Raw genomic sequence first — 13,578 nt, 5'->3', positions numbered from 1 at the left:
GATCCTGAAGAACCACTCCTTCACCTGCTGCAGGAAAAGCCGATTGGGAATATAGCCAACCTTACTTTTCGCAACCAAGACGCAATTACCACCAGCTCCCACGAGTGGCTCATAGACCAGCAACTTCTCAACACGATGTCGTTTGCCCGTATCGATCTTCTAGAGGATGCCAATCAATATTTTACAAAAATAAATGCAATATTAGGGTTCCCACTTTTTATCGGCAGGGGTTGTGTCTTTAATTGCGATTATTGCGGAGGGAGTCGCCAGGCATTCACGATACATTCTCACCGAAACCACCCTGTTTGTAGGTCAATCCCATCCATTATTAAAGATTTACACCACCTTAAAGAGGTAACAGACACTTTATATATCTGTTATGAAAACAACCCCCAATACATCATCTCATTATTTCGCGCTATCGCTGCTGACCAAAAATTACGCAACCATTTCACCCTCAACTACGGCGCATGGCATCTCGTTAGCGATGATTTTCTTGCGGCATATAAAAAAGCCTTTAACCGGCAAGGGGCCAAGCCCGTCTTTGAATTTTCTCCCGAAGTCATTGCAGACAAGAGTCGAAAAAAAATTAAAGGTGCTGCTACCTATGCTCTGGGTGATCTTATTGATAACTGCATCAAGCTCAGCAAAGAGCTGCAACATAACACGCGGATTGAACTTTTTTTCAGTCGCTACCATCCAACTGAAGCGACGAAAGAATTCCTGGACCGGGAAATTGAGCAAATATTTAGCTTGAAGCATACTTTATACACCTCAGGACACCACTCTATTCACGTCTGCTATGATCATCTCTCGACTGATGTAGCTTCCGGTTATTGGCATCAACAACCTGAACACTCCAATATTTTTTGTGATTTTCTTGTCCAAAAACAGCTTATTGATCAACAGCAACGGTATCCTTTTCCGGTCGACAATTTATGTTTGTATATGCCTCCATCACTCTCTGAAAAGGAACTGATGCACACCGAAGCACTTATTCAGTGCCTTGAGCATATCGAACAAAACTACCATGAACTTTTCCATATTCTTTTCTATTGTACCGGTACATTCTGGCTGAGGGCCCTCGCAACTATCATTCAACCCTGGGTTGAAAAACAACAGGCTGCTTTTTTTGCTCAACTACCGCTTGCGGCGTTATTGGATGAACTGGTGAAAATAATTAGAAACGAAAAAAAATATGAGCGTCTTTCGTTTTTCAATGATTTGGTAGCGTATAGTTTGAAAAAGGAGGAACTTCGTTTTTCCGGCTCCGAGCTAGCCGAATATAGCGAGTCAGATGATATCCTCTGCACCCTCAATCGACAAAGAATGAGTATACACCAGTATGATTATTCTGATTTGAGCAGTTTTCTTGACCTGCTCCAACAAATGGAGGGTAATGCTGCCATACCATATCAGCGCACAGTGTGTTTCTTTCTTCAAGATGAGGTCCTCTCCCTGCCCCACCGCAGTTATCGTCTGACCTTGCGACAATTTGAGCAATGCTTAAAGCCTTCCGTTTACCTCGAAACATTGCACAAAACAGTCCAGGTTGACGTAGCAGCACAAACTCAGATTATTGAACGCTTTAGAGAGGCCGGTGTCCTCGTTCCCTGTTATGACAACATCGAGTAAATTGATGATGGTTTGTGTCTGACTATTGTTCGTTCAAAACTCCTGGGAACTCTTCCAGTACAGTCTCAAAAGGAATGGCAAACCCGATGCCTTCCGTATTATTGATGATCATCGTATTCACACCTATAACGTGACCTTGAGCATTGATTAACGGCCCGCCACTGTTCCCGGGATTGATGGGTGCATCGACCTGAACCATTTTTTTTCCTTTAAGCGTCCTGTACCCTGAAATGACACCCGAGGTAACACTATGATGTAAACCGAGCGGACTCCCTATGGTAAATACAGAAGCTCCCTGCTTCGGGTATTCTGCAGCCTTAACTACAGGGATGGCAGGTGAATTATAGACATCAATTGAAAGCAAAGCGAGATCCTGCTCCGGACTGAGCTGAAATGTGCTCACAGCATATTCGCTCCCATCTACAAGAATAATTTTTCCGTCCTGTAGAAAATCACTCTGTTTAATCTTTGTAATCTGCTGCTCCATTTCCGTTAACTTTTGCTGATACTTGGTATATTGTTGTTCGCGTAAACCAATATTTTTCATTACCTGTTGTTTCACCCGGAGGTCGTTGACCTGTTTTAACTGCCTCCGCATCAAATCGAGATTTTCCCTTTCATTATGTAAACGATCTCGCAGAAGTTCAGCCTGCGATTCCATCCACTCTAATTGATCGACGTTATACTGAACCACGTGGCGATTGGTAATAATTGTTCCAAATCTATCGATAAAAAAACCAGAGCCGCTCCCCCATGGTGTGACAATGGAGACGGTGGCATTTCGGGCAGATTCCACGGGGCTCCCTGTCCCTGCAAAGTTCTGTGCAAGCTGACCAGCCAGCCCTTCGGGTTCCACCCCACGGCCTTGATCACTTCCCAAAAGAGGCTGTAGTCGCTCTATTTGTGCAGGTGCTGCACCTGGCCGCGGCTCCTGCGCAGCCACCAAATTGCTCTGATCAGTGCTCACCGATAACGTGTTATCGGCAGGCTTCTCCGCCTGCATCAAGTGCAATCCAACTGCGACTGACACACCAGCAACAATGACCATGCCGGTAATCAAAGAAAAAATACCTTTTCCACTTGAACGGTTATCCTGCAGAGAGACGCGTTTTTTTCTTTCCTGGAACGCTTCATATTTCTCAAAAATAATACCGCATTTAGTACATTCACGATTATCAGTTTGGATAAAGCCGCACTTTGGACATTTCATCGTATTTGCTTGACCTCAAGAAGTGGTATCCGACCTAGATTTCTTTTTGAACATGGTCATGAACAAATGCTGACACTCTCCAAACAGAAAGCCGGATGAATAAAAACAGTCAGGAAGGAAACATCATCTTTCCCGACATACGCCACTAGTTATAAGTGGATCGTATGAAGGGAAAGACAGTATGACGCGTAGCTGATGCCTCTTTAGAAAAGGGCATCAATCAAGGAGATCAAATTGGTCTTGGGTAGCATAACACATTGGGCAAACCCACGCTTCCGGAAGCTCAGCAAAGGGGGTATCGTCAGCAATGTTGTTCATTGGATCCCCCTTGGCAGGGTCATAAACATACCCACAATTTATACATATATATCTTTCGTTTAGTTCATCGCTTTCCATGGTTACACCGCAAAATATTTCGCTTGTGGATGATGAACAACAATCGCCGAGGTAGTTTGCTCCGGTACCATCTGCATATTTTCAGTAAGGCTAACACCTATTTTTTCAGGTTTAAGAAAGGCAAAAAGTGGTTTGTGTACGTCCATATCAGGACAGGCAGGATAGCCAAATCCATAACGTGACCCCTGGTATCCTTGGGTAACAACACCCTGCACATTGGTGTCACCGATCCCAAGTTCCTCCCTCATTTTGGCATGCCAATACTCGGCCAGAGCATCTGTCACTTCAACGCTAAAACCATGGAGCATTAAGTAATCATGATACGCGTCAGTATCGTAAAGCCGTGCTGTGGTCTCAGCCATTTTTTCACCAATCGTAACGACGAAAAACCCAGCGATGTCGCCACCCTCTTCTTTGGTCTTAAAATAATCAGCGATGCACAAATGAGGAGCCTCTGTCTGGCGTGGAAAGGCAAAGGGATATGTTGTACCATCGGCCTCTATGAAAACCGTATTATCTTTGGAGTAACAGGAAAAATACCCATAGGATACTTTGGGAGCAATCAGGTGTTGTTCAAGTGACTGCTCTATGAGCCCATCATAAATAGGCTGCACAGTAGTGGTTAGAAGTTCACTGTATTCCTCGGCTCCCATTTTTCCACGTCGATATCCCCAGCGCCCTCGAAAAAGAGCCTGGATGTTGACCAATGGGAAAAGTTCTTGCGGATCGATTGCTTCCACATACCTCTGCCCAATAAAAGGAGGGGTCGGCACCGGGACGTCCCGATCTATTGCGGCATCCTTCACTCCAGGTTTCATGGCCTCCACACTGGTGATACGATCAAAAACAGTGGAAGTTAAAGTACCATCTTCAAATTCCCGTACCGCTTTTAGTCCTGCAAACGCATCCCGGCAATACACCACAGGTCCATCATACCCGGGTACACAGGATTCAGCGACAAACTTAGGGGTCAATGCTGCACCGCCAAGCATGATCGGTGTTTTTAAACCGGCAGCCTTATACTGAGCCATGGACTCCTGCATCACAATAGCCGATTTCACAAGTAAACCACTCAGGCCGATCAAATCGACATCATACTCTTTGGCCTTCTCGATAATAGCTTCAGCAGGAATCTTTATCCCAATATTGTAGACCTTGTATCCATTATTGGAGAGAATAATATCGACCAGGTTTTTACCGATATCATGTACATCCCCTTGAACCGTGGCCAAAAGAATTTTGGTAGCGCTCTCTCCATCAATTTTATCCATAAAAGGCTCCAGCAAGGTTACTGACCTTTTCATAACCTCTGCGGACTGCAGTACAAAGGGGAGAAGGATTTCACCTTTACCAAACAGTTCGCCCACATGGCGCATGGCAGGTACAAGCATCTGGTTGATAATAGCAAGTGGCTTGTAGCGCTCCATCAGCACCGGCAGTATATCTTCCAGCCCATCCTTATCGCCGGTCACCACATGATGAAACAGTTGTTCTTCAGGAGTCCTGCCGCTGCCCTTCTCTTCATCGAAATCATCATCTGCTCGATCGCTGAAATGTTCAATAAATCGCATCAGCGGCTTAGGCTCCTGCCCTGCTGTTCTATCAAACAGCAGATCAAGGCACACTTCACGATCCTCTTGAGAGATCCTGGCTAAAGGCAAAATTTTTGCAGCATCGACAATGGCGGCATCCAGCCCTGCCTCAACCGCTTCATGTAAAAAGACAGAGTTCAGTATCCGGCGCGCCTTGGGTGCCAACCCAAACGAAATATTGCTCAACCCAAGAACTGTCAGGGTGCCTGGTAATTCTTTTTTTACCAGCTTAATACCTTCAATGGTATGTATGGCAGCATCGCGAAGATTTTCATCACCCGAGCCTACAGTAAAGGTAAGGCAGTCAAAAAGTAGATCGCTTGGTCGCAGGCCTAGTTCTTCCACAGCAATGGCATAGATCTCTTTCGCGATGGCCAGCTTATCAGCTGCCGTCATTGCCATTCCCTGCTCGTTGATGGTCAAAGCCACGACCGCCGCACCATATTTTTTCGCTGCACCGCAGATCCGGCGCAAATTGGCACCACCATCTTCAAGGTTGATCGAATTAATAATACATCGCCCGGGGTAGAGCTTTAAACAAGCTTCAATGCACTCAGGTGTAGTTGAGTCAATCATAAGCGGCGCCTTGACTGAACCAGCACACATTTGTACTAAAGTGGTCATGTCGGCCAGCTCATCCCGCCCGGCATAGGCTGTGCATAAATCGATGATATGGGCACCTTTAGCCTCTTGCTCTTGGGCTATTTTCAGACAGCTCTCAAAATCATCGGCCAGCAGTAGTTCTCTAAATTTTTTGGAGCCATTGGAATTGGCGCGCTCCCCTATTAAAAGTGGCGGAATTTCCTGCTGTAATTCCACTGCCTGGTACAGACTTGAAACTGAAGGCTTCATGCACTCACCTCCCTGCTCGCAGGCTTCACGTCTTTTAACTCCTTGACCAATGCACGGGTATGTTCAGGCGTTGTTCCACAACATCCGCCGACTATACTTACTCCGAATTCAGTAACAAAACGCTTCATAGCCAATGCATATTGTTTCGGTGAAAGCGGGTAACAGGTTTTGCCGTCCACAACCTCTGGCAACCCTTGGTTAGGTACGCAGGAAATCCGTCCGGCCCAATTCTGACTCAAATATCTGATGTGTGATTCCATTTCCCCCGGACCAGTTGCGCAGTTCAAGCCAAAGGAGAACAATGGAAAAGGCTCAAAAGTCACCGCCGCAGCCGCAATATCAGTGCCGACAAGCATGGTTCCTGTACGCTCAATGGTAACAGAGGCCATAACCGGAATATCCTTTTTCTCCATCTCTTCCAGAACTTGAAAACAGGTTGTCATGGCAGTTTTAATTTGCAACAGATCCTGGCAGGTTTCAATTATCAGCAGATCCACCCCCCCTCTTACTAAAGCACGTATCTGCTCGGCATGAGCGCTGGCGAGCGCGTCAACGGTTATATGGCCGAGCGAAGGCAGTTTGGTTCCCGGTCCCACAGAACCGGCAATATATGTATTAGGCTTACCGTTAATAGCTCTACGAGCGTTCTCCACCCCGGCAAGATTGATTTCTTCTACTTTCTCCTCTAGGCCGTATTCTGCAAGCACGATGCTGCTGGCACCAAAGGTATTGGTTTCTATTACCATTGCCCCGGCATCGACAAAGCCGGTGTGCAGTGCAACAATCGTTTCCGGGGAGGAAATGTTAAGCAATTCGTTACACCCTTCGCTTTCCCCCCAAGCTGACGAAGGTATATCCATCTCCTGAAGGTTGGTCCCACAAGCACCATCCAAAATAAGTATTTCGTGATCTGTTGGTTGCATTATTATCTATAGTTATTCAAAATCATCTATTAACAGTTGAAACCGCCATGAACTCGCACCTTTTCAGATGGGCATGAGGAGAGACACTGTACGCTTTACCCTGAATCAACATTCTTTTCGCTTTACCCTTTAATGGATTTATGACGGCTGCAAGTACAGCAACTTTACGCAGTGAAATGAATCATTTTCTTCGCCTACCTGCTCAAATGCATACAAAAGTATGTTTATATCCAAAAAGAGTAATCCTGGGTTCCTCTTTTCCTTTTTTACTTATTAGCGACAGCTAGTCTTGAAAACCAACAGTACAATTAATAATAAAAACAGAGAAAAACTTATCATCTTTCTGAAAATAAAGCCACATCAACAGTAACTCAGTGGGTTAAGTAAATACCCTCCAAAAAATAAAGCGTCGGTCCCAAAACCCCCTTTTGCCAGAAAATCATTGGCGCACAACCCTTTTAAGAAGCCCCCTCTTAATCTATCACCACTACGCCATAACACTTTGAAGTATATAGGTTTTTTCAACTTGACGAGACCTTCACAAGCCAGTAAGCATACGAATGGTTTCGAAGTATAGAATCTTTAAAAGTATATTTTTCATCCTTTGAGATACCCTATAGCTACATTTTGGGTGCACCAATAACTGTAATGACAAACAGTATGATCAAGGTCACCACATCCGCCATCACTATCTTAAAACGATACCTGGATAAAAAACAGGACACTCATGCTGTGCGCATTGATCTCGTTAGCTTGGGGAGTAACTGGAAATCCCTTGCACTCCGTCTCGATTCGCCAAGAAGAAGTGATCTTGTCTACCGCTACGATGAGGTCACGTTTCTGGTAGAACCAGCCCTACTCACAGCCTGCGGTTCCATCAAAATTGATTACAGCCCTTCTGATTTACGAATGAGTGAGTATCTGCAAGGTGGCTTCTCAATATCTTCCCAGACACCTCTTTCCTCCCCTCTAAAATAATTACTGCTTAACTTTCAGTAACATGCCACCAAGCCCTGGGCCTACTTGTGCGTACGACCAGGACGGATAAACGTAGCATGACTGCGGTTATCCTGCCTGAGTGTTTGCAACCGGAGCACTACTGAACAGTTAAAAATCGTGGAGGCAAGGTTATTTGTTATGTTGCTTAATAAACGATATTCCTGCCTTCCTTTTTTACAGCCTAAGCCTTGCAAAGACTCCAACAGTGCCCTTTGCGCCAATCAATCCTGTCGAGAATTCTGCTATTCATAAGCATAGGCTGCCTGCTGCGGTGATGAAAAATGGTGATAATCCATTGCCAGAGAATCGGCACCAAACCACATGGGAATCTTACCGTTACTCCCAGGTATATGGCCAAAAAAACGAGCAGCGGCAACCAGACAGGCAAACTGTTCTTTGGAAATTTTGGAAAGAGGGAGAGAGCCGGCAAGAAAAAAATCGACACTCTCTTTTTCTTTTACTATCAGCACATTGTTTTGCTCCTGCAACATTTTGTCGCTCAAAAAACGGACTGATTCCAACTGCGCCTTACCTTCAACAATTCCGTTAAATACAAACATTGCCCGACTCACTATCATTTTAAATTGCATAACACTCCTCCTGTTTGTCGTTTTTCTTGACTCTACCAGGGGAGGTTTGTCATATAGTGATCAACCCCCTTTTTTTTTGAAAAAATAATTATGAGCCTGCTTGAACGTATCTATTTTTTTCACTCTCGAATTGACAACAATGGTTTCCCCAATGCTTCCGAATTGGCTGCTGAGTTTGAAGTATCGACAGCCACGGCACATAGGGATATCAGTTATCTCCGTGACCGTCTTCTCGCCCCTCTTGCTTTTGATCAACAAAAAAACGGGTATTACTATACAGAAACCGGTTTTCGGCTTCCCTTTGAAGAAAGTTCCAAAATCATTCTTTTCCTCGGTATCCTGACTTCCATTGCCAAAGAAGCCGGCCTCTCAGAACTGCCGGAATTTGCCCAACTCAGCAATAAATTAACCTCCCTGGTTGTTCCAGGCCATCATAACCTGGAACAATATCTTCATTGTGAATGGGTGGAAACCGAACCTGTTGACCATGTTACTTTGATGTGTATAATTAATGCGCTGCTTGAGCAGAAACAGCTTGCCGTTGCATATACCAAAGAGCGTCATCTCTTGACCAAAAGAACGCTTGATCCTCTTAAGTTGCTGCATTATCAGGGCCGATGGTACCTTTATGCGTGGTGCTACCTGCGTGAATCCAGAAGGCTGTTTCATCTTTCACGAATACAAAACGCACAACTGCTTCCCCAACCTATTCAGCACCCCATGGATAAACGGGACAGGTCACTTACCGGCGTTTTCGGTATTTTCAAGGGAGCACCAACAAACACGGTGACCATTTCCTTTAAAGGCCAGGCAGCCGAAACAGTAAGATACCAGCAATGGCACCCGGAGCAGTCTGTGGATAAAAAGAGTGACAGATTACTCCTTACCCTGCCCGTTGCCGATCACCGTGAAATCATAATGAAAGTACTTCAATTCGGCAGCTTGGCGGAAATCATCTCCCCACAGCAATTGAGAGAAGAAGTCCATGTAGAATTGGGCAAGATGCTACACTTGTATGCAGCGAATCTTACTCCCTGATATATCCATTTCACGCAACGCGTTGAATTAACCAATTAAATATCGCCTTGAGGAAAAAGATGGTCCCTTTTATTACCGCTGTTGTCCTTGCCGCTGGCAAAGGAACTCGGATGAAATCCGATAAAGCCAAGGTGCTCCATGAAGTTTTTTTTAAACCCATGGTGCATCATGTACTAGACAGTATTCAACAGATTACCGTGCAACAAAGCATTGTCATTGTCGGCCACCAGCAAGAGCGTGTTGCAAGCTCCTTGAAAGAATACGAATACATCCCTGTAACCCAACAGGAACAACTGGGGACTGGTCATGCTGTACTGTGTACGGAAACAGCGTGCACAAATGCTGAACAGGTAATGATCCTCTGCGGCGATACACCACTAGTCCGACCTGAAATGCTCCAAGCTCTTCTTGAGCAACATCTGGACACCGATGCAACGCTTACCCTACTGACGACATCATTGGATAACCCCTTTGGTTACGGAAGGATAGTTAAAGATGCTCTACACAATGTAGTTGAGATTGTAGAACAAAAGGATGCCACTCCAGAGCAGCAAAAAATTTGTGAAATTAATGCGGGTATATATGTGGTCAAAAAAGATTTTCTGTTTTCCGCTCTTCATCAGGTAGGGACAGATAACAGCCAGGGCGAAGTCTACCTCACCGATATCGTCTCCATTGCCGTCAACAGCGGCCATAAAGTCCACAATTTTTCACACCCTGAGGCAATCGATGTACTTGGGGTGAATTCACGGGTGGAGTTGGCCCTTGCTCATCAAGAGCTGCAAAAACGATGTAACCACGAGTTCATGCTCACCGGCATCACTATGCTCTCTCCAGATACCACTCTGATAGCTCCCACCTGCTCAATTGGGGGAGACTGCATACTCTACCCGGGAATCCAGCTCACCGGAAAGACATCGCTTGGCAGAGGCTGCATTGTCAACACAGGGGCTGTGCTCCATGATTGCACTGTTGCCGACAGTGCTGTTATAGGTGCCCATGCAGTTCTTGAGAACTGTTCTATCGACCAAAATGAACGTATCCCGCCACTGGTCCACAGAGTAGGATAATAATCAGTGCCGATCATTTCACCACTGACTGAGTTTTCACTTTCTCAATGAGTAACTAAAGGGTAATATCCACCACTTTTCAGCGATTTCTACTCAGGCATTCAACACGACGGAGCTTCACAATCATGAGTAATATAAAAAAAATGTATTCATCTATCCTTGGCGATTCATTCCCCATGGAAATGACCATTTCCTTTGATAACCAGAAACTGGTCTATCGCAAGAAAACCTGGAACATCAAATCCGCTGACGGAACCGAGGAAGAAAGAGGTCTGCGTTATGGCGAAAACCCTAATCAGGAGGCAGCACTCTACGAACTGGTCAACGGTAACCTCGTCCTCGGCGAATGCAGCTATATTAATCCAGGTAATGGCCTGGTCAGCGCCATTACCGTAGATGATATGGTACAAGTAGGGAAACACCCTGGTAAAATTAATCTGACCGATGTTGATAACGGCCTGAACATTATCAAATACCTGGCAGATAAACCGGCTGCTGCAATACTAAAACACAACAATCCCTGTGGTGCAGCAGTGGGTGTAAATCTTGCTGATGCCTATAACAAGGCCAACCGGGTTGACAGAATTGCTGCATTTGGAGGTGCGGTTGTAACCACTCTCCCGGTTGACAGAGAGACAGCAAAATTGATGGCGGAAAATTATCTTGAGGTCGTATGCGCACCTGATTTTGAAGAAGGAACGCTTGATATCCTTGCCCAAAGAAAGAACCTGCGAATTATCAAGATGGCCGGGATTAACAAACTGGCTGATTTTGAACACCATCGTTTTATTGATTTTAAATCACTGATCGATGGCGGCATTATTGTACAGCAATCTGCTATTAACACCATCCGCACCCCTGAAGATTTAATGCCCGCAGAAACAGTGCGCAAAGGAGTGGAATATCGCTGTGAACGGCAACCCACCCAAAGAGAAATTGACGACATGCTTTTTGGCTGGGCAATTGAGCATGGTGTAACATCGAATTCGGTGCTGTATGTCAAGGACGGTTGTACTGCCAGTATTGGCACAGGCGAACAGGACCGAGTAGGTGTCGCTGAAATTGCAGTACACAAAGCCTACATAAAATATGCGGATATGCTTTGTTTTGATACGTACAATATTCCCTATGCGCAGCTGGCCCTTGAAATTAAACAAGGGAAAAAAGACAAGTCCATGCTGGAGGAAATTGACATCAAGGTCATGGCAGATAAGGCAGGCTTGTCAGGCTCTGTGATGATTTCTGATGCATTTTTTCCTTTTCGAGATGGCGTTGATGTCGGTATCAAGGAAGGAATAACGGCAATTCTGCAGCCAGGCGGCTCGCTGCGTGATTTTGAGTCCATCGAAGCCTGCAACGAAGCAAACCCAAAGGTTGCCATGATGTACACAGGACAACGTTCATTCAAGCACTAACCCGGGTTTCTCATCAATAAAGTTTTTCGCAGGGCAAGGCACAAGCCGCGCAGCAGGTAGCGAAGACTCCGGTAGTAAACTAGCGCAAGTGGTTTGTAACGCAGATCCTGCGAAAAAATCTATTGACCCGAAGGGGGAACTTTTTGATTGAAGACGAAAGACAGACTGTTAATTGCACAATTACTCTTTAATTAATAATATCAAACAATTGAGTTTAAAATCAAAAAGTTCATGAGAAATTCGGCCTAATCGTTAGACTCTACACAACCTGCCGTTCACGTACTTATTCCCAAGAAGTATTGATGGTCGGCAGGTCCCCTTTTACAGGGTCACCCATTGCTGCAGCCGGGCAGCTTCCAGACAGGCTTCACATATTCGAACAGACGCCAGCCCTTCAATCCCAGGAACAGGATTTGGCGCCTGCCGATGCAGATACTGTTCCCATTCACAGAGTAGCGGTACAATAGTACTTACAGGTTCCACCGGACTTAAGTCGGTTATTTTCTGCTGCTCTATTTTCGTGCATTTATTGTAGATCTGTTCACCTAGAAGTTGGCACTTATCGCCAACAAATTCAAACAAGCCGGACCTTGCATGGCCGACCTTGGAACAATCTACGGTACCGACCACACCGTTATCCATTTCAAGCAAAACAGCCAGTACATCCTCAAGCTGTTTATCCCCTTTTGAGCGAGTAACAGCTGCTACCTTGCCCACTTCCAGACCTGTAATGTAGCGAAGGGCATCAAAAACATGCACTGCTGTATGAAAACTTACCCCCGCTCCTGCCAACGAAGGATCTTCATGCCATTGAAGGGTGGACGGTTCCAGGCGCTGGTTGGCGGAAAAAGTGTGCAACGTTCCTACTTGCCCAATATTTTGCTTCAATGCCTGAACAACAGCATTGTAACGCAAAGTCTGGCCGGTCGTCAGTTGTAGCCCCTTTTCACTTTCCAAGGATACAATGCGGTGAGCATCCTCCAAACTACCTGCAAGTGGTTTTTCAATCAGCACCGGCTTGCTCACCCGAGCACATTCCTTTGCTATGGCCAAATTCATGGTCGGCGGCACCGCGGCTACCACACAATCAACATCACTACTGGCGATCAGATCCATCCAGTCGGCATAAAAAGAGCATCCCCATTGTTTTGCCTGACCTGCGCCTTTGGCGGCGGAGCGACGGGAGATTGCAGAAAGCTCCATACCAGGAATATCACGGACCAAATGGTTAGCATACCGGCTGCCGTGTTTTCCTGTACCAATCACCCCAACTCGAAGGATTGATGGCTTACTTTTTCCAGTCATGGCTATTCCTCCGGCATTCTCTGTTTTTGTCGTCTTTTATGTGGATCGTTTGGCAGGTACGCACAATCCCTGCCAATCCTGGGGAAGCTGATCAAGTGGGATGTGGAGTGCGCTAATAAAATCACAAAGATGCACAGATGAGCAATTAAAAGATTGAGACGCCTGTCCTGGCCGTTTTTCATTGCATTCTAGAGTCATAAACGCAATCAACGCCCGGGCAACATCCTCCCGATATATAGCAACATCAACCTGAACCCGCTTACAAAACCTCTGCAGTCTTGCCCAGTTGACTCTAGCCCGTTCCACACCTCTGAACAAGGAAAGGGAACGGTTATCTGCGGTCAAATCTCGACGAATAATTTCAAGATATCGCTTAATAACGGCTTCGTGCAATGCGCTGAGTTCTTCTTCTGTGAGCACCATTGCCGGTCCTTCACCATCACGAGTGAGATACTCCAAAGTTGAATGAAATGCTATTTCCGGTATTTCCCCGGAATCACGGATAATGAGCAATTCCTCCTCGATGATCAGCTCACGTTCTTCAGTAATCATA

General features: G+C 45.7%; 12 protein-coding genes (1 of these 12 cut by a window edge). 5 read left to right on the top strand and 7 right to left on the bottom strand.

Features of this window, described 5'->3' with window-relative positions; translation table 11 throughout:
- A protein-coding gene (locus ACHZCY_RS22310) for a B12-binding domain-containing radical SAM protein (RefSeq protein WP_319550455.1) crosses the window boundary here: on the top strand, positions 1-1,635 show its 3' portion. It extends 363 nt beyond the left edge of the window; the window shows 1,635 of its 1,998 coding nt (coding positions 364-1,998); the start codon falls outside the window, past its left edge; the stop codon is at positions 1,633-1,635.
- A 22-nt stretch (positions 1,636-1,657) separates the two neighbouring features.
- Here ACHZCY_RS22310 and ACHZCY_RS22305 read toward each other — a convergent pair whose 3' ends face one another.
- The 4 genes from ACHZCY_RS22305 to ACHZCY_RS22290 form a co-directional block, all read right to left on the bottom strand.
- Complete coding sequence (locus ACHZCY_RS22305) at positions 1,658-2,845, bottom strand: S1C family serine protease (protein WP_205221110.1); 1,188 nt, start codon at positions 2,843-2,845, stop codon at positions 1,658-1,660.
- A 216-nt stretch (positions 2,846-3,061) separates the two neighbouring features.
- Complete coding sequence (locus ACHZCY_RS22300) at positions 3,062-3,241, bottom strand: rubredoxin (protein ID WP_205221111.1); 180 nt, start codon at positions 3,239-3,241, stop codon at positions 3,062-3,064.
- 2 nt (positions 3,242-3,243) lie between these two features.
- Entirely contained in the window at positions 3,244-5,685 is a 2,442-nt protein-coding gene (locus ACHZCY_RS22295) for a methionine synthase (protein WP_319550454.1), read from the bottom strand.
- A complete protein-coding gene (locus tag ACHZCY_RS22290) occupies positions 5,682-6,608 on the bottom strand; it encodes a homocysteine S-methyltransferase family protein (RefSeq protein ID WP_205221113.1) in 927 nt (308 codons plus the stop codon). The genes ACHZCY_RS22295 and ACHZCY_RS22290 overlap by 4 nt, the downstream gene beginning before the upstream one ends.
- 648 nt (positions 6,609-7,256) lie before the next feature.
- On the opposite strand from ACHZCY_RS22290, the gene ACHZCY_RS22285 reads away from it, so the two are divergent.
- Positions 7,257-7,586 (top strand): hypothetical protein, encoded by a 330-nt coding sequence (locus ACHZCY_RS22285; RefSeq protein ID WP_319550453.1) that lies wholly within the window; start codon positions 7,257-7,259, stop codon positions 7,584-7,586.
- 263 nt (positions 7,587-7,849) lie between these two features.
- Here ACHZCY_RS22285 and ACHZCY_RS22280 read toward each other — a convergent pair whose 3' ends face one another.
- Positions 7,850-8,197 carry a hypothetical protein gene (locus ACHZCY_RS22280; RefSeq protein ID WP_319550452.1) on the bottom strand — a complete coding sequence of 116 codons (348 nt, stop codon included), beginning with the start codon at positions 8,195-8,197 and terminating at the stop codon, positions 7,850-7,852.
- Positions 8,198-8,287: 90 nt separating this feature from the next.
- Between ACHZCY_RS22280 and ACHZCY_RS22275 the strand changes: the two genes are divergently transcribed.
- The 3 genes from ACHZCY_RS22275 (at position 8,288) to ACHZCY_RS22265 (ending at position 11,720) form a co-directional block, all read left to right on the top strand.
- A complete protein-coding gene (locus ACHZCY_RS22275) occupies positions 8,288-9,235 on the top strand; it encodes a helix-turn-helix transcriptional regulator (protein ID WP_319550451.1) in 948 nt (315 codons plus the stop codon).
- A 59-nt stretch (positions 9,236-9,294) separates the two neighbouring features.
- The gene (locus ACHZCY_RS22270; protein ID WP_319550450.1) at positions 9,295-10,305 is read left to right on the top strand and encodes an NTP transferase domain-containing protein; all 1,011 of its coding nucleotides are present in this window, start codon (positions 9,295-9,297) and stop codon (positions 10,303-10,305) included.
- A gap of 125 nt (positions 10,306-10,430) precedes the next feature.
- A complete protein-coding gene (locus ACHZCY_RS22265) occupies positions 10,431-11,720 on the top strand; it encodes an IMP cyclohydrolase (RefSeq protein WP_319550449.1) in 1,290 nt (429 codons plus the stop codon).
- A 321-nt stretch (positions 11,721-12,041) separates the two neighbouring features.
- On the opposite strand, the gene ACHZCY_RS22260 is transcribed toward ACHZCY_RS22265, so the two are convergent.
- Both ACHZCY_RS22260 and ACHZCY_RS22255 read right to left on the bottom strand, forming a co-directional pair.
- A complete protein-coding gene (locus ACHZCY_RS22260) occupies positions 12,042-13,025 on the bottom strand; it encodes a Gfo/Idh/MocA family protein (RefSeq protein ID WP_319550448.1) in 984 nt (327 codons plus the stop codon).
- A gap of 36 nt (positions 13,026-13,061) precedes the next feature.
- Complete coding sequence (locus ACHZCY_RS22255; protein ID WP_319550447.1) at positions 13,062-13,577, bottom strand: hypothetical protein; 516 nt, start codon at positions 13,575-13,577, stop codon at positions 13,062-13,064.
- Position 13,578 lies beyond the last annotated feature (1 nt).

It is taken from the genome of Desulfogranum marinum (assembly GCF_963675105.2).
GTDB lineage: Bacteria > Desulfobacterota > Desulfobulbia > Desulfobulbales > Desulfobulbaceae > Desulfogranum > Desulfogranum marinum.
The sequence above is the reverse complement of the archived record's forward strand: the minus strand, read 5'-3'. Positions and strand labels throughout refer to the sequence as shown.

What these genes read in the sequence shown, in the direction of transcription:
- ACHZCY_RS22265 (WP_319550449.1), top strand. Translation starts at nt 10,431, where the DNA reads ATGAGTAATATAAAAAAAATGTATTCATCTATCCTTGGCGATTCATTC.
- ACHZCY_RS22290 (WP_205221113.1), bottom strand. Translation starts at nt 6,608, where the DNA reads ATGCAACCAACAGATCACGAAATACTTATTTTGGATGGTGCTTGTGGG.
- ACHZCY_RS22270 (WP_319550450.1), top strand. Translation starts at nt 9,295, where the DNA reads ATGGTCCCTTTTATTACCGCTGTTGTCCTTGCCGCTGGCAAAGGAACT.
- ACHZCY_RS22295 (WP_319550454.1), bottom strand. Translation starts at nt 5,685, where the DNA reads ATGAAGCCTTCAGTTTCAAGTCTGTACCAGGCAGTGGAATTACAGCAG.
- ACHZCY_RS22285 (WP_319550453.1), top strand. Translation starts at nt 7,257, where the DNA reads ATGACAAACAGTATGATCAAGGTCACCACATCCGCCATCACTATCTTA.
- ACHZCY_RS22280 (WP_319550452.1), bottom strand. Translation starts at nt 8,197, where the DNA reads ATGCAATTTAAAATGATAGTGAGTCGGGCAATGTTTGTATTTAACGGA.
- ACHZCY_RS22305 (WP_205221110.1), bottom strand. Translation starts at nt 2,845, where the DNA reads ATGAAATGTCCAAAGTGCGGCTTTATCCAAACTGATAATCGTGAATGT.
- ACHZCY_RS22275 (WP_319550451.1), top strand. Translation starts at nt 8,288, where the DNA reads ATGAGCCTGCTTGAACGTATCTATTTTTTTCACTCTCGAATTGACAAC.
- ACHZCY_RS22300 (WP_205221111.1), bottom strand. Translation starts at nt 3,241, where the DNA reads ATGGAAAGCGATGAACTAAACGAAAGATATATATGTATAAATTGTGGG.
- ACHZCY_RS22255 (WP_319550447.1), bottom strand. Translation starts at nt 13,577, where the DNA reads ATGATTACTGAAGAACGTGAGCTGATCATCGAGGAGGAATTGCTCATT.
- ACHZCY_RS22260 (WP_319550448.1), bottom strand. Translation starts at nt 13,025, where the DNA reads ATGACTGGAAAAAGTAAGCCATCAATCCTTCGAGTTGGGGTGATTGGT.